The sequence below is a fragment of the Bradyrhizobium archetypum genome, from assembly GCF_013114835.1.
GTDB lineage: Bacteria > Pseudomonadota > Alphaproteobacteria > Rhizobiales > Xanthobacteraceae > Bradyrhizobium > Bradyrhizobium archetypum.
On sequence record NZ_JAAVLW010000009.1, the window covers coordinates 84518 to 99453 of the forward strand.

The 14936-nt window shown below is 63.5% G+C and carries 14 protein-coding genes and 1 pseudogene; 9 read left to right on the top strand and 6 right to left on the bottom strand.

Translation table 11 applies throughout. The annotated features are described in order from the left end of the window. Positions 1–37: 37 nt before the first annotated feature. The 7 genes and pseudogenes from HCN50_RS27180 to HCN50_RS27210 all read left to right on the top strand — a co-directional run bounded on the left by HCN50_RS27180 (position 38) and on the right by HCN50_RS27210 (position 7011). Positions 38–925 carry a carbohydrate ABC transporter permease gene (locus HCN50_RS27180; protein ID WP_171712973.1) on the top strand — a complete coding sequence of 296 codons (888 nt, stop codon included), beginning with the start codon at positions 38–40 and terminating at the stop codon, positions 923–925. A 7-nt stretch (positions 926–932) separates the two neighbouring features. Further along, positions 933–1760, top strand: coding sequence for a carbohydrate ABC transporter permease (locus HCN50_RS27185; protein ID WP_171712974.1), 828 nt, complete (start codon positions 933–935; stop codon positions 1758–1760). Between the two features lie 8 nt (positions 1761–1768). Next, positions 1769–2773 carry an alcohol dehydrogenase catalytic domain-containing protein gene (locus tag HCN50_RS27190; protein ID WP_171712975.1) on the top strand — a complete coding sequence of 335 codons (1005 nt, stop codon included), beginning with the start codon at positions 1769–1771 and terminating at the stop codon, positions 2771–2773. A 6-nt stretch (positions 2774–2779) separates the two neighbouring features. Beyond that, entirely contained in the window at positions 2780–3853 is a 1074-nt protein-coding gene (locus HCN50_RS27195; RefSeq protein ID WP_171712976.1) for an ABC transporter ATP-binding protein, read from the top strand. Continuing rightward, positions 3850–4809: a sugar kinase gene (locus HCN50_RS27200; protein WP_311968226.1), complete on the top strand. Its 960-nt coding sequence runs from the start codon at positions 3850–3852 to the stop codon at positions 4807–4809. Before HCN50_RS27195 ends, HCN50_RS27200 begins: the two co-directional genes overlap by 4 nt. Continuing rightward, positions 4806–5843 carry a tagatose 1,6-diphosphate aldolase gene (locus HCN50_RS27205; RefSeq protein ID WP_171712977.1) on the top strand — a complete coding sequence of 346 codons (1038 nt, stop codon included), beginning with the start codon at positions 4806–4808 and terminating at the stop codon, positions 5841–5843. Before HCN50_RS27200 ends, HCN50_RS27205 begins: the two co-directional genes overlap by 4 nt. Before the next feature lie 48 nt (positions 5844–5891). Beyond that, a pseudogene (locus HCN50_RS27210) lies at positions 5892–7011 on the top strand (mandelate racemase/muconate lactonizing enzyme family protein). A 121-nt stretch (positions 7012–7132) separates the two neighbouring features. On the opposite strand, the gene HCN50_RS27215 reads toward HCN50_RS27210, so the two are convergent. The 6 genes from HCN50_RS27215 to HCN50_RS27240 all read right to left on the bottom strand — a co-directional run bounded on the left by HCN50_RS27215 (position 7133) and on the right by HCN50_RS27240 (position 12867). Next, positions 7133–8107 carry a TRAP transporter substrate-binding protein gene (locus HCN50_RS27215; protein ID WP_235977230.1) on the bottom strand — a complete coding sequence of 325 codons (975 nt, stop codon included), beginning with the start codon at positions 8105–8107 and terminating at the stop codon, positions 7133–7135. Between the two features lie 12 nt (positions 8108–8119). After that, on the bottom strand, positions 8120–9427 hold the full coding sequence (locus HCN50_RS27220; protein WP_171712978.1) for a TRAP transporter large permease: 1308 nt from the start codon (positions 9425–9427) through the stop codon (positions 8120–8122). Position 9428: 1 nt separating this feature from the next. Further along, a complete protein-coding gene (locus HCN50_RS27225; protein WP_171712979.1) occupies positions 9429–9974 on the bottom strand; it encodes a TRAP transporter small permease in 546 nt (181 codons plus the stop codon). 317 nt (positions 9975–10291) lie between these two features. Then, positions 10292–10993 (bottom strand): DUF1045 domain-containing protein, encoded by a 702-nt coding sequence (locus HCN50_RS27230; protein ID WP_171712980.1) that lies wholly within the window; start codon positions 10991–10993, stop codon positions 10292–10294. A 21-nt stretch (positions 10994–11014) separates the two neighbouring features. Next, entirely contained in the window at positions 11015–12208 is a 1194-nt protein-coding gene (locus HCN50_RS27235) for an alpha-D-ribose 1-methylphosphonate 5-triphosphate diphosphatase (RefSeq protein ID WP_311968227.1), read from the bottom strand. Then, entirely contained in the window at positions 12205–12867 is a 663-nt protein-coding gene (locus HCN50_RS27240) for an LbetaH domain-containing protein (protein WP_171712981.1), read from the bottom strand. Before HCN50_RS27240 ends, HCN50_RS27235 begins: the two co-directional genes overlap by 4 nt. Positions 12868–13050: 183 nt before the next feature. Between HCN50_RS27240 and phnC the strand changes: the two genes are divergently transcribed. Continuing rightward, positions 13051–13866, top strand: a complete 816-nt coding sequence (gene phnC / locus HCN50_RS27245; protein WP_171712982.1) for a phosphonate ABC transporter ATP-binding protein — start codon at positions 13051–13053, stop codon at positions 13864–13866. 81 nt (positions 13867–13947) lie between these two features. Next, a complete protein-coding gene (gene phnD, locus HCN50_RS27250) occupies positions 13948–14886 on the top strand; it encodes a phosphonate ABC transporter substrate-binding protein (protein ID WP_171712983.1) in 939 nt (312 codons plus the stop codon). The last annotated feature ends 50 nt before the right edge of the window (positions 14887–14936 follow it).

Genomic DNA, 14936 nt, shown 5'->3' on the forward strand with positions numbered 1-14936 from the left:
CGAGATCGATGACCGGAATCTGAAAGGAAGCGGAAGCATGTCGGATGCCGCTGCGACATTGACGCAGGATCGGCAAAGGTTGGAACTGTCGGCGCTCTCGGCGCCGGCAGTAATCTTCACTGTCGCGATGATCGCGTTTCCTGTCGTCTACACGATATGGCTCGGTTTCCAGAGCTTCTCGTCAACCGGCAAGCAGTCCTTCGCAGGTATCGCGAACTACTCGAAGCTCGCCTCCGACTATGAGTTCTGGCACGGCCTTTGGATCACCATCGCGCTCTACATTCTCGCGTTGGTCCTGCAACTCGTGTTCGGCGTCTGGCTGGCGCTGGTGCTGTTTCACGCCAAGCGCCTGCCTGGCATCGTGCGATCGATGTTCATCTCGCCCTTCATGATGCCGCCGGTGGTCGCCGGCATGATGTGGCTGGTGATCCTCGATCCCTCGCTCGGAGCGGCAAACTACATCCTGCAATCGCTCGGCTTGCCGCCGTCGGAGTGGCTGGCCTCGCCGACCTGGGTTATTCCGACCGTCGCGTTGATCGACAGCTGGCAGTGGACGCCCTACGTCGCGCTGATCGTGCTCGGGGGGCTGCAGTCATTGCCGCCAAGCGTCTATGAGGCTGCCCAGATCGACGGCGCGTCACCGTTCAAGACCTTCCAGCGCATTACGCTGCCGCTGTTGCTGCCGACCATCGTCACTGCCGCGATCCTGCGCAGCGTCGATCTCCTGCGCTTCTTCGACATCATCTACATCACGACCCAGGGCGGTCCCGGCAACGCATCGAACACGCTCAACGTCTACGGCTTCCGCGTCGGATTCGAATTTTTCAACATCGGCTATGCCAGCGCATTGATGCTGACGCTGACCGCGATCGTGTTCGGCGCGGTGCTCGCGTTCAACCGCCTGCGCGGCGCGGTCGCCTGGTAGCTGCCGCATGACCGACGCGCCGACCACCGATCGCTGGATCCGCTATCTCAACCTGCTGCAGCTCGCGCTTGCCGGCATCATCATCCTGGCGCCGACGGTGTGGATGGTGCTGTCGTCGCTAAAACCTTCGTTCGAGGTGACGGCCTACCCGCCGACGCTGGTCTTCACCCCGACGCTGGAGAACTACGTTCAGCTTATGAAGACGACGCCGTTCGCAAGCTATGCCGTCAACAGCCTGATCGTCACCATCGGCTCGACCAGCCTCGGACTTCTGTTCGGAATCCCGGCGGCCTTCGCCGTGTCATGGACCCGGGTTTCATGGCCGGCGATCTTGACGCTGGCGGCGCGCATGGCGCCAGGCACGCTGTTCCTGCTGCCGTGGTACGTCATGTTCCGGCAGGTCGGCATGATCGGCTCGTACACGGCGCTCATTCTCAGCCACGCCGTCATCACGCTGCCGATCGTGATCTGGGTGCTGCTGCCGTCCTTCGACGGCATCCCGCGCAGCGTTTATGAGGCCGCGCAGGTCGACGGCTGCAGCGTCACGCGGATCCTGTGGCGGATCGCGCTCCCGCTGGTCGGCTCGGGCATCGCGGTGGCGGCGATCCTGGCCTTCGTCTTCTCGTGGAACTACTTCCTGTTCGCGCTGGTGCTGTCGAACGGCGACAGCAAGACGCTGATCGCGGCCGCCTTCAACTTCATCGGCGAAGGCTCGACGCAATGGGGCGCGCTGATGGCTGCGGCAACGCTGATCGCGCTGCCGCCGCTCATTCTTGCCGCGCTGGTTCAGCGGTGGCTGGTCTCCGGGCTGACGCTCGGCGCGGTCAAAGGTTAGGTGCTCCGATGAACGTCTCTCCGCTCAGCAATTCGATCATGCGGGCTGCCGTCTTCCACGGCCACGAACGCATCACTATCGAGCGCGTGGCGATACCGGAAGTGGCGACCGGCGAGGTGCTGGTGCGCATCTCGCGCACGGCGCTGTGCGGCTCCGATTTCAAGCTCTGGCACAAGGGTGCGGAGTTCACCGCCGGTCACGAAATCTTCGGCGTGGTCGAGCAGCCGGACCACCGGCTGCATGGTCGCCGCTGCGCCGTCTATATCCCGCTTCATTGCGACCGCTGCGATGCCTGCAAGCGCGGCGACACGCAGATGTGTCTGGAAGTGTCGAGCCTGATCGGCTGGAACCGGCCGGGCGGATATGCCGAATATGTGCCGGTGCCGGAGAACTGCCTGTTGCCGGTGCCCGACGATATCGAGGACAGCCTTGCACCGTTGCTGCTCGACGTGATCGGCACCTCGGGGCACGCCGTGCGGTTTGTCAGCCGCGTGGTGCCGCCCAAAGAGGCTGGCCCTGTGTTGGTGATGGGCGCGGGACCCGTCGGCCTTGGCGTTGTGCTGGTGTTGCGCAGCCTCGGCTATGGCGACATCCATGTCGCCGATCCGAACGTGGCACGGCTTGCGATCGCGCAGTCCTTCGGCGCGACGGCGCATCCGGTCGGCGATACCTCGAAACGCTTTGCGCTGATCATGGAATGCTCGGGGGCGCATGCAGCGCGCAACCTTGGCATCGAGCTCGTTCTGCCCCGCGGCGCGCTGGTGCTGGTTGGCGAGAACGCCGCACCCTGGACCATCGAGGAAGGCAAGGTGTTCCGCCGCAAGGACTTCTACATGATCCGCACCTTCTATTTCCCGATCGCCGATTTCGAGCCGAACGTCGCGCTGCTGCGCCGCTACAAGGACGAGTATCGCGTCCTGGTCGACGGCGAGTTTGGCCTTTCGAGCCTGCCGGAGAATTTCGCACGTTTCGCCAAGGGCGAATTGATCAAGCCCGTGCTGGCGCTGGACTGAACGCTCATGGCCTCGATCTCGATCCGCAATCTCGTCAAGCGCTACGGCAACTTTGCCGTGATCCCCGATCTCAATCTCGAGATCGCCGATCACGAGTTCGTCGTCTTCGTCGGTCCTTCCGGCTGCGGCAAGTCCACGCTGCTGCGGATCATCGCAGGGCTTGAGCCGATTACGGCAGGTGAGCTCTATATCGGCGACAAGCGGGTCAACGGCATTCCGGCTGCGCAGCGCGACATCGCCATGGTGTTCCAGGACTACGCGCTCTATCCGCATATGCGCGTCTACGAGAACATGTCCTTTGCGCTCGAGCTGCGGGGAACGCCGAAGGCCGAGATCGATGCGCGGGTGAAGCGCGCCGCGGCGTTGTTGCATATCGAACCCTATCTCGACCGCAAGCCGAAGGAATTGTCCGGCGGTCAGCGGCAGCGCGTGGCGATGGGACGCGCGATCGTGCGCAATCCGAAAGCGTTCCTGTTCGATGAGCCGCTTTCCAATCTCGATGCAAAGCTGCGCGGGCAGGTGCGGGCCGAAATCAAGGCATTGTCGCAGGAGCTGAAGACCACGATGGTCTTCGTTACCCATGACCAGATCGAGGCCATGACCATGGCCGACCGCATCGTGGTGTTGCAAAGCGGCGCCGTGCAGCAATACGACACGCCGGAGGCGGTGTATGAGCGGCCGGCCAACCAGTTTGTGGCGGGCTTCATCGGCTCGCCGGCGATGAATTTCTTTCCCGTCGAGTGGCGCGGCGAGGCCGTCGTATTTTCGCAAGATGGCGCGAGGGTTCCGCTCGGGCTGGAGAGTTGTGGCCCGCTGCGCCAGGCGGGCAAGGGCGTGCTCGGAATCCGGCCTGAGCATTTCGCCGTGGCGGCCGATCCCGCCGACGGCATGGCTGTGATGATCAAGCTGGTCGAGCCGCTCGGCTCGGATACGCTGATCCATTTCGATCTTGCCGGCGCTTCCGCCATTGCGCGCGTCGATCCGTCGCTGCGGCCGAAGGTCGGCGATCGCGTCAGCCTTCGCCCGCAGCCCGGCAAGACGCATCTGTTCGACAGTACCGATGGCCGGGTGCTGCAGTGACCGTGCGGGAAGGGACCGAAGATCGCGGGGCGATTGCGGATATGGCGGCGAAGGCCGGGCGGGTGCGCATCATCTGCCTTGGGCTCTCCGCGCTTGATCAGGTCTGGCGTGTCGAGCGGTTCTTTGCCGGCGAGGGCGCGAAGCTCCGGGGATTCGACTATTCGACGCTCGGCGGCGGGATGGCCGCAAACGCTGCCGTCACCGGCGCGCGCCTTGGTGGCTCAGTCGCATTCTGGGGGCGCGCGGGCGATGATGCGGCGGGGCGCGAAATGCGCGCGGCGATGGCTGCCGAGGGGATCGACGTCGCAAACTTCAAGCTGTTTGCGGATGGACGCTCCTCGGTGTCGGGAATCATCGTCGACGCATCCGGAGAGCGGCAGATCGTGAATTTTCGTGGAGCCTTTCCGGCGGCGGCCGATTGGCTTCCCCTGGATGAAGTAGCCCATGTCTCGGCGGTGCTTGCCGATCCGCGTTGGGTCGAGGGCGCTGTCGCGCTGTTCGGTAGAGCGCGCGCCCTCGGCATTCCGACCGTGCTCGATGGCGACGTTGCCGACGCTGACGTGTTCGAGCGCCTGCTGCCGCTCACCGACCACGCCATCTTCTCCGAGCCTGCACTAGCCGCCTTCGCGGGGTCAGCGGACGACGCGGCGCTGGGCAAGCTCGCGCGGTTCAATTGCCGTGTCACGGCGGTCACGCGCGGCAGCGAAGGGGTGAGTTGGTCCGAGCACGGCCACGTGCACCGGCGCGCCGCATACACCGTTCCCGTCGTCGACACGACCGGCGCCGGCGACGTCTTTCATGGCGCCTATGTCTTTGCGATCGGAGCCGGCCTCGCGGTGCGGGACGCCATGGCATTCGCCGCCGCGGCCGCCGCACTGAAATGCACCCATTCGGGCGGCCGCGCCGGAATTCCTTCCATCCACGACTGTCTTGCCTTGATGAGGACGCACCAATGAGAACAATCGGAAAGAACCGTGGCCTTGCGCGCCTCGCCGATGCGGATGGGCACTTTCGCATGGTTGCCCTGGACCAGCGGCCGCCGCTGTTCGACGCCATCGCGCAGGCGAAGGGCATTACGCGCGAGCAGGTCGAATATGCCGACGTAACCGCCGCCAAGCGGCTGCTCGTCGAAAACCTGTCGCCGTATTGCAGCTCGATGCTGTTCGATCCGAATTTCGCGGTGCCCGCCGCGATCGATCTCTTGCCCGCGCGCTGCGGTCTCATCATGACGCTGGAAGAGCACCGCGTCGAGGAGACCGCCGGAGGCCGCAAGTCGCGGGCCATCGCCAACTGGAGCGTGGAGAAGATCCGCGCGATCGGCGGCGACGCGGTCAAGGTGCTTGCCTGGTACCGTCCTGATGCCGACACTGCCGTCAACGAACACCAGAAGAGGTTCGTGCGCGAGATCGGACAGGACTGCGCGCGCTACGACATTCCCTATGTGCTGGAGCTCCTGGTCTATCCATTCCTCGGTAGCGCCAACCACACTGCGGATTATGTCGAATCGCCCGGCAAGCTGCCGGGACTGGTGATCCAAAGCGTGCGCGAGTTCGCCAAGCCGGAATATGGCGTCGACCTCCTGAAGCTGGAGAGCCCGCTCGCCGCCAACAGCCTGCCGCCGCGGGATGGCAGCGCGGCGGCGCAAGCTGCGCAGGAGCAGTTCGATGCCATCGGCGCGGTCTGCCGCGAGCGGAACATTCCCTGGGTGCTGCTGTCGGCCGGCGCGGCGCCCGAGAAATTCGAGCGGGTGCTGGAGTTTGCCTATGCGGCCGGCGCCGGCGGCTTCCTTGCGGGGCGTACGATCTGGCTTGACGCCGTTCGCAAGCACTTCCCGGATCGTGCAGCGGTTGCGGCGAGCCTGCGGAAGGACGGCGTTGCCGTGCTTGAAGGGCTTAATGCGCTGACCAAGGCAAAGGCTGCCCGATGGAAGGCACGCTTTCCCGCCTTTGGCGATATCAAGAAGGAAGGCGATTTCGCCCGCGCCTATTAGCCATGTCGTGAACTTGATCGCCAACAGGATAAGTTCGGGATCCGGAAAATGGCCTTCACCATTCGCACAATCGAGGCGTTCTGCTACCGCTACCCGCTGTCGACACCGGTGGTGACGTCGTTCGGCCGGATGCTGAACCGCCCGGCGGTGTTCGTTCGCGCCGAGGACAAGGACGGCGTGGTCGGCTGGGGCGAGGTCTGGTCGAATTTTCCTTCGACGGGCGCCGAACATCGGGCGCGCCTGGTCAATGAGGTGCTCGCGCCGGCGGTGACGGGAAGCAGGTTTGATGATCCCGCGCACGCGTTCGAGACGCTCACGCAAAGGCACCGCGGTGCTGGCGCTGCAATGCGGAGAGCCCGGGCCGTTTGCGCAGGCCATTGCGGGAATCGACCTTGCGCTGTGGGATCTCCATGCGCGTCGGCACAAGCAGCCTCTGTGGCGTGTGCTGGGCGGTCGTTCTGCCAGGATCAAGGTCTATGCCAGCGGCATCAATCCGGGCGGGGCGCAGCAGACGGCCGAAGCGGCGCTGAAACGCGGACATCGCGCGCTGAAGCTGAAGGTCGGCTTCGATACGGCAACGGATATCGCCAACCTGACAGCGCTGCGCGCCGTCATCGGCAAAGGCATGCTGGCGGCGGATGCCAACCAGGGCTGGTCGATCGACCAGGCGCTGGAGATCGTGCCACGCCTCGGCGAGTTCGACTTGCGTTGGCTGGAAGAGCCGCTTCGCGCCGATCGTCCGCAGGAGGAGTGGCGAAGGCTGCGCACCAGCGCCGGCATGCCGCTTGCGGCAGGCGAGAACATTGCGAGCCGGGACGGCTTCGAGCAGGTTCTTGCAGGGAACGTGCTTGATGTCGTTCAGCCCGATATCGCCAAATGGGGCGGGCTGACGATCTGCGGCGGATTGGCAAACGACATTCTGACCGCCGCCAAGACCTTTTGTCCGCATTATCTCGGTGGTGGCATAGGACTGCTGGCGTCCGCCCATCTGCTTGCCGGCGTCGGAGGTGGCGGCTGGCTGGAAGTGGACGTCAACGACAATCCGCTGCGCGATCAATTCTGCGGACCGGTCTTGCATATTTCCGACGGAACTGTCGCTCTGACCGAGGAGCCTGGCCTCGGAATAGCGCCCGACCTTGCATCGATCGAGCGCTGCCGCACGCTGTGATTGAAAACCCGCCGCGGCCAAGCCGGGCGGGTTTTCAAGTCTTCGATGAGGAGCGCTTCGCGCGGGAGATCGGATGTACCGGACACGGTGCTCGCGCGTCCCCACGAGATAGTGACAGCCCTTACTTCTTGTACGCAGCGATCACGGCTTCACCATCGCTGCCGGCCTTCTTCAGCCAATCGGCGGTCAACTGCTCGCCGATTTTCTCGAGGCCGGACTTCAACGCGGGAGGCGGCGGCAGCACCTTCATCTTGTTGGCCTGAAGCTGTTCGAGATACCACTTCGCCTTTTCTTCCGCGAGCTTCCAACCGCGCTCTTCGGCAACCGCCGACGCTTTCAGGATCGCTTCCTGGGTCGGCTTGTCGAGCGCGTCGAAAGCCGCCTTGTTCACGAAGGTGACGTTCTTCGGAATCCAGGCTTGTGTATCATAGAAATGCGTCATGGTTTCCCAGGACTTGCTGTCGTAGCCGGTCGAGCCCGAGGTCATGAATGCGTTGACGACTCCGGTGGCCAGCGCTTGCGGCAGTTCCGCGGCCTGGATGGTGACGGGCTGCGCACCGACGAGTTCGGCGATGCGCGAGGTGCCGACATTGTAGGCGCGCCACTTCAGGCCCTTCATATCCTCGACCGTGTTGAGGTCCTTCTTGGCATAAATGCCTTGCGGACCCCACGGCACCGCGAACAGAAGCATAAGTCCCTGCGAGGCGAGCTTCTTTTCGATGGCAGGTTTCGAGGCGAGCCACAGCTTCTTGGCTGCCGGATAGCTCGTCGCCAGAAAGGGGATCACGTCGATGCCGAACATCGGATCTTCGTTCTCGTGCAGCGAGATCAAAACCTCGCCCGCCTGCGCCTGTCCGGTGGCGACCGCGCGCTTGATTTCCGGCGCCTTGAACAGCGACGCCGCGGGATGCACGGTGATCTGCAGCTTGTTGCCGGTGGCATCGGCAACGTCCTTGGCGAACGCGATCAGATTGACCGAATGCGGATTATCCGCCGGATAGGCCGCCGGAAGATTCCATTTTGTCTGCGCCATTGCGGGAACGGCAAGGGCCGCGACGCAGGCCGCCAGTGCGAATGTTTTAAAAAGTCTGGACATGACAATACCTCTCTAGCCAGGGAACGCTATCTGCGGCAGCACCATCACGATATCAGGAAAAACCGTGATGAGGGCAACCGCCAGAACGAGCAAGAAGAAGAACGGCAGGGCGGCCTTGGCGACCGTGTTGGAATCCTTGCCGCTCATGGTCTGCAGAACAAACAGGTTGAAGCCGACGGGCGGCGAGACTTCTGCCATTTCCACCACCAGCACTAGGAAAATGCCGAACCAGACCAGATCGAAGCCGGCCTGCTTCACCATCGGAATGACGATGGCGGTCGTCAGCACGATCATGGAGATGCCGTCGAGTGCCGTGCCGAGCACGATGTACATGACGGTAAGCGCCGCGATCAGCGCATAGGGGCTGAGCTGCAGGCTGTTCACCCAGTTCGCGAGCGCCATCGGGATGCCGGTATAGGCCATCGAGGTGCCCATGTAGGAGGCGCCAGCCAAGATCAGGAGGATCATGCAATTGACCCTTGTTGCGCCCATCACGCTGGCCCAGAAGGATTGCCAGGTCAGCGCGCCCTGCCACCATGCAATCGCGAGCGATCCCAGTACGCCCCAGGCTGCGCATTCCGTGGCCGTCGCCCAGCCCATCAAGAGCGACAGGAAGACGAAGATGATCAGCAGCAGGCAGGGGATGAGATTGAGCGATTCGGCGATGCGCCGGTGTAAGCTCATGGCCGGTTCGGCCGGCGGCGTGCGCTTGGGATTGGCAAGCGACCAGATCGCGATGTAGCCGGAATAGAGCGCCATCACCAGGAGGCCCGGCAGAAACCCGGCAAGGAAAACCTGAATGATCGAGACGTTCGCCTGCACGGCGTAGACCACCATGGTGATCGACGGCGGGATGAGAATGCCGAGCGTGCCGGCACCGGCCAAAGATCCAAGGCTCAGATCTTCGTCATAGCCGCGCTTCTTCAGCTCCGGCAGCGCGATCTTGGCGACGGTGGCGCAGGTCGCGGCCGATGATCCCGATACCGAGCCGAACACGCCGCAGGCGAGCACGTTGACGTGCATGAGGCGGCCCGGCAGCCAGTTCAGCCACGGCGCAAATCCGCGAAACATCTCTTCCGACAGGCGTGTGCGGAACAGAATTTCGCCCATCCAGATGAAGAGCGGCAACGCCGCGAGCGACCATGATGCGCTGTTGCCCCACACCGTTGTCGCCAGCACGCTGCCTGCCGGAATGCCGCCCGCGGCGAACTGCATGCCGGCCCAGCCCGTCGCCATCAAAGCGACGGCGATCCAGACGCCGGCGCCGAGCAGCAGCGCCAGAAATCCGAGCAGGATGGCGGCGATGGAAAGAAGCTCCATGTCAGACCCCGCTCTGCATGGCGCGTTCGACAATTTCCTCAGCGCTCTGCGGCTTTGGCAATTCGTAGCGCGGCGCGAAGCCGCGCAGCACATGCACCAGCTCATCCACAAAGGCGATGAAGAGAATCACCAGGCCGCTGCTGTAGCCGAGCTGCGGGATCCACAGCGGGACCGCGATGACGCCTTGCGAAATGTCGGCAAATTTCCACGACTGCCAGGTCATAACGGCGGCGTGCCAGGCGAAAAAGCCGATGAAGCCGACGCCGATCAGGAGCGCTGCGATCTCGACATAGTGGCGCACGCTGTCGTTGAGGCGGTCGATCAGAAGGCCGACGCGGATCATCTCGCCATGTTTGAATGTGTGGGCGAGCCCGAGGAAGGCCGTCGCCGCCATGCACCAGGAGATGAAGTCGTCGCCCGCCGGAATATTGAGGCCAAGCGGCCGGCCAGCCGACAACAGCATCATCAGCACGAAAATCGCAATGAGGAAAAGCCCAGCGAGATAGCCCGAGAATAGGTAGAGCCGATCAAGAAACACGCGGATCATAATGTTGCTTTTCCTCTCGCACGCATGCTGGCCTGGAAGCAATAGCCGTACCACTTCCGGTAACCATTCTCATCTGGTACCGCGTGTTGCTCCGCACCCGCCGAACACGGATCGCTGAGGTCAGCCGCCCAAAGCGACAGGTTTTCGGAGTTGCCCGGGACAGTCAAGCCGGGAGGCCAAGTCCCGCGGCCGCGCCGGTTGCGCCAAGGCGTGCGGCGACTTTCTCACCCGAAGGTAGCGGGTCTGGTCGTGCTCGCGAAGCGAGTGAAAGGCTGCCTGCCGACCGAGATAGCGGTCCAGGGGGACTGCACCGATTCTCAGAGAGATGCGCTCTGAAGCGGCCATTGGCCGATGACATGAAATCGCTGATCGTGGTCGTCCTGACGAAACAGCGCAATTCTATCGATGGCTAGATCGTCCACACCGCAATCTCGAAAACGGCTGCGCAACATCTCGAGAATAGGGACGCGCAAGCCTGCATCCAGCCGGCCGGTCAACGTCATGTGAAAGCGGAATTCCTCGAACACGTACGGATAGCCCCAGCGATCGAGATAGTCGCGTTGCCGTGGCGTCAGCTTCGATGGGTTGCGCCGGGCGCGATCCACTTCCGTCAGCGCCGCGCGAAACGGCTCGAATTCGCGGACACAGTCGGCAGCGAAGTGTTCGAGATCGACGGAAGTCGCGGCGGGCACCACCGCAACGAAGCCGCTGATGATATCGACGACCGGCTTGATCGTTGCAATGACGCGAGGCGCACGGGCAAACGCTGCGCACGCTGCGATCAATTCGTCTTCGCTCTTGTCAGGCGACAGCGCCATTGGCGGCTTCAACGTAGCATGGAAGCCGTATTTGCGCGGATCCTGCGTCAGTTCGTGCCAGCGCGGCAACTCTATCGCGGGCGGGAAGGGCAGGTCGATGCCCCGATGGGCATCGTAGCCAAGCAGTTCGGCCCCGAATCGATCGAGGATGCTACCGGGCTCAGCAGCGTAGTAGATGGCGTAGCGGGGATATTTCGACATCGGCGCAAGAATAGAGCCGCGTCAGGCAATCGCAACTGCCCGGCGCGATGCTGCGGCCGGCTGCACCACGCGGCTGGCTTCGGTCAGGTGGACCAGCCTGCCGCCGGCAATGACTGCGACGATGCGCGGCCGCAATGGCACCTCGTCGTCCGCGAGGATGATGTCGGCGCGTTGCCCCGCGGCGAGCCGGCCACGGTCGGCGAGGCCGGCAGCCTCTGCGGGCGCTGTCGAGATCAGGTGCCAGGCCTGCGCTAGTGGCAGCACGCGGTCAGCGGCCAGGCGAAAGGCCGCGAGCAACGGCGCGGGATAGTAGTAGTCGGAGGCAAGTACGGAGCACAGGCCTTTTTCGATCATCTCGGAAGCCTTTGTCCAGCCGGTGTGGCTGCCGCCGCGAACGACATTGGGGGCACCGAACACGATGAAATCGCCGGCTGCGGCGGCCTCGCGGGCTGTCGGTTCGTTGACCGGAAATTCCGCGATGGCGACACCCTGCGCCCTGAACGCCCTGCGCATGTCAGGGCTTTCGTCATCGTGAGAAAGCATCCTTGTGCCTGCGGCGCGGGCGATGCCGGCCAGCCGCGAGACCGATGCCCGCACCTCATGGGCACGCGCGACGACGCGCTGTACCAACTCGTCGAAGGCATTGCCGGACAAACCGGTGCGCTCGACCATGCGGTTGCGCTTTTGCGGCTTGGCCAGGCTCGCAACCGTCGAATCCATGTGATCGTTGAACGCGAGCAGGTCGACGCGACCGTCCGACAGCCATTGTCCGATCTCGGTTTCCGCGTCGAGATTGTAGGTCTCGTGGCGGAGATGGAAGCGGGTATCCGCCGCAAATCTGGGCCTTAAGCTCTCGATCGCTTCGAGCAACTTCCGTGCATTGTCGCCGCTGCGCAGGCCCGGCTCCCACGACCAGGTCGTGGCGTGAAATACCGTGGTGATGCCATTGGCGATCGCCTGCCGGTCGCTGTCGGCGAGCGCGACGTCAACCGGAAAGTCGACGCCGGGGCGGGGCATCATCTGCCGTTCGAAAGCATCGCCATGCAGGTCGACGATGCCGGGCAGCACCAGGAGCCCGCGTGCATCGATGGTGAAGGCGCTGCGCCCCTGATCGTCGCCAATCGCGCCGATATCGCGGCCTGCAATCCGCAGCGAGGTTTCGGCAAATTCGCCACCGAGCAGGGCCCGGCCGCCTTCAACAAGAATGTCGGTCACGATGTCGCACTTCGTCGTTTGTTGTGAATAAGTCCGCCGGTAGTTTCATACTTGTCGAGGAAGTCTTCGACAGGTAGCTTCCTGAAATCGGGCAGCGCCCGTCGCAGCGCTTCATGGTCCCAGTCCCACCATGCGAGATCGACGAGACGGCTGGCGATATCTTCCGCAAATCGCCGCTTGATCGGCCGCGCCGGATTGCCGGCGACGATGGTGTAGGCCGGAACGTCCTTGGTGACGATCGCGCCGGCGGCGACGACCGCGCCGGTGCCAATGCTGCGGCCCGGCAGCACCACCGCGCCATGGCCGATCCATACGTCGTGGCCAATATGGACGTGATGGGCGCGGCGCCAGGCGAAGAACTCGGCCTCGTCGTCTTCGCCGGGAAAATACGCACTGGCGCGATAGGCAAAATGCGCCTGCGAGGCGCGGTGCATCGGGTGATTGCCGGGATTGATCCGCGTCATCGCGGCGATCGAGCAGAACTTTCCGATCGTGGTGTAGGTGATCTGGGCGTCGTTCACGACATAGGAGTAGTCACCTATGGTCACTTCGAGCAGAATGGTGCGCGCGCCGACTTCGCTGTAAGCGCCGAGCCTGCTGTCGCGGACAGAAGCCGTGGAGTCGACGGTAGGTTGGACTGAAAGCTGCTGGCCGGCCATCCAAATTTTCCATGCGCGAGCGATACGGGAAGTGCCACGTCTTCGGCGTGCTTGATGACATTGTCATGACGCTTCGATGACGGATGGCGGTGTGGACTGTCGCCGCAGCGCAGTGCGGCCGTCACACAACTGTAAAATCCCTCCATTAGCGATCGAGCCAGAACGACGCGGGTGGAGCATTGCATGCTGGTGGTTGAAGGTTTGACGTGTCGCTTCGGCACAAAGGCGGCCGTCGACAATGCTTCCTTTTCGGTTGCGCCGGGCAGCTTTGTCGGCGTGATCGGCCGTTCCGGTGCCGGCAAGTCTACCCTGCTGCGCATGATCAACCGGCTCGCCGATCCCTCCGAGGGCCGCATCCTGTTCGACGGCGTTGATATCACCGCGTTACGCGGCCGCGACTTGCGCGAGTGGCGTGCGCGCTCGGCCATGATCTTCCAGCAATTCAACCTAGTGGGCCGGCTCGACGTGCTGACCAATGTGCTGATGGGGCGGCTCGCCGAAATTCCGGCGTGGCGGTCGCTGGCCCAGCTCTGGCCCGAAGCCGACAAGGCGCTGGCGATGTCGGCGCTCGAGCAGTTCGACATGGCGACACTGGCTGCGCAGCGCGCCGATCAGCTTTCCGGCGGTCAGCAGCAGCGCGTTGCGATTGCGCGTGCGCTGGTGCAAGAGCCGGACATCATCCTGGCGGACGAGCCGATCGCCTCGCTCGATCCGCGCAACACGCGCATCGTCATGGACGCGCTGCTGCGCATCAACAAGCATTTCGGCATCACCGTGCTTTGCAACCTGCATTCGCTCGACCTGGCGCGCAGTTATTGCGACCGCCTGATCGGCATGGCGGCGGGGCGCGTGGTATTTGACGGCGCGCCGGCGACATTGACCGACCGCATCGCGCGCGAGCTCTACGACCTCGAAGCCGATGAGGTGATGGGCGGGGCGCCAGTGGAGACGCCGGACGCGACGACTATTCCGGCACTCGGCACCGCGGCCGCGGCCTGAGCCGGCGCACCAGGACAGGACGGCCGTTCGTAGGACGCGATCGGCCGAAACGGGTGAATTACAACGGAAGGGACGAACTCCATGATCAACCGTCGCATCGTGCTTGCCGGCGCTGCCGCGCTGGCCTTCAGTGCCACCGCCGTCTCCGCGCAGGACTGGAAGGCAAAATATCCGGAGCTGACTTTCGCAGTCGTGCCGGCCGAGAACGCTTCCGGCGTGACTGAGCGCTGGACGCCGTTCGTCGCCTATCTCTCCAAGGAGCTTGGGGTAAAGGTCACGCTGCGCATCGCCAACGACTACGCGGCCGTCATCGAGGGCCAGCGTGCCGGCAACATCCATATCGCCAGCTACGGCTCGGCCTCCTTTGCGCGCGCCAGGTTGACCGGCGTCAAAAGCGACGCGTTCGCCAACGACATCAATGCAGATGGCTCGACCGGCTATTACTCGGTGTTCTTCGTCAAGGCGTCGAGCCCGTACAAGACCATCGATGACGTGAAGAGCAAGAACCTCGGTCTGGTCGATCCGAATTCGACCTCTGGCAACAACGTGCCGCGCTTTGAGCTCAACAAACTGGGCGTTCCCGACGCTGAGCAATATTTCGGCAAGGTCGTGTTTACGGGCAGCCACGAGAACGCGATGCTGGCGCTGGCCCAGGGCACGGTCGACGTCGCCGCCAACCAGTGGACGAGCGATGACGACTCGACGCTGGCGCAGATGCTGACCAAGGGGATGCTGAAGAACTCTGACGGTTCGCCGATGAAAAAGGATGACTTCCGCATCATCCACAAGTCGGCGCCGATCATCAACGGACCCTATGCCTACAATTCGGACCTGCCGGAGGAGTTGAAGGCCGCGATCGCAAAGGCCTTCTTCGATGCGCCGGGCAAGGACAAGGCGGCATTCGATCGTCTCTCCGATGGCCAGAAGAAGGGCTTTCATCCCGCCACCACCAAGGATTGGGACGGCACCATCGAATTGATCAAGTTCGTGGACGCCCTGCGCAAGAAGAAGGCGTCCTGATCGATCCGCACAGAGGAACAGGGCCGGGCGGCGAGTCCGGCCCTTTTCAT

What these genes read in the sequence shown, in the direction of transcription:
- HCN50_RS27180 (WP_171712973.1), top strand. Translation starts at nt 38, where the DNA reads ATGTCGGATGCCGCTGCGACATTGACGCAGGATCGGCAAAGGTTGGAA.
- HCN50_RS27185 (WP_171712974.1), top strand. Translation starts at nt 933, where the DNA reads ATGACCGACGCGCCGACCACCGATCGCTGGATCCGCTATCTCAACCTG.
- HCN50_RS27190 (WP_171712975.1), top strand. Translation starts at nt 1,769, where the DNA reads ATGAACGTCTCTCCGCTCAGCAATTCGATCATGCGGGCTGCCGTCTTC.
- HCN50_RS27195 (WP_171712976.1), top strand. Translation starts at nt 2,780, where the DNA reads ATGGCCTCGATCTCGATCCGCAATCTCGTCAAGCGCTACGGCAACTTT.
- HCN50_RS27205 (WP_171712977.1), top strand. Translation starts at nt 4,806, where the DNA reads ATGAGAACAATCGGAAAGAACCGTGGCCTTGCGCGCCTCGCCGATGCG.
- HCN50_RS27215 (WP_235977230.1), bottom strand. Translation starts at nt 8,107, where the DNA reads ATGTCCAGACTTTTTAAAACATTCGCACTGGCGGCCTGCGTCGCGGCC.
- HCN50_RS27220 (WP_171712978.1), bottom strand. Translation starts at nt 9,427, where the DNA reads ATGGAGCTTCTTTCCATCGCCGCCATCCTGCTCGGATTTCTGGCGCTG.
- HCN50_RS27225 (WP_171712979.1), bottom strand. Translation starts at nt 9,974, where the DNA reads ATGATCCGCGTGTTTCTTGATCGGCTCTACCTATTCTCGGGCTATCTC.
- HCN50_RS27230 (WP_171712980.1), bottom strand. Translation starts at nt 10,993, where the DNA reads ATGTCGAAATATCCCCGCTACGCCATCTACTACGCTGCTGAGCCCGGT.
- HCN50_RS27240 (WP_171712981.1), bottom strand. Translation starts at nt 12,867, where the DNA reads ATGGCCGGCCAGCAGCTTTCAGTCCAACCTACCGTCGACTCCACGGCT.
- phnC (WP_171712982.1), top strand. Translation starts at nt 13,051, where the DNA reads ATGCTGGTGGTTGAAGGTTTGACGTGTCGCTTCGGCACAAAGGCGGCC.
- phnD (WP_171712983.1), top strand. Translation starts at nt 13,948, where the DNA reads ATGATCAACCGTCGCATCGTGCTTGCCGGCGCTGCCGCGCTGGCCTTC.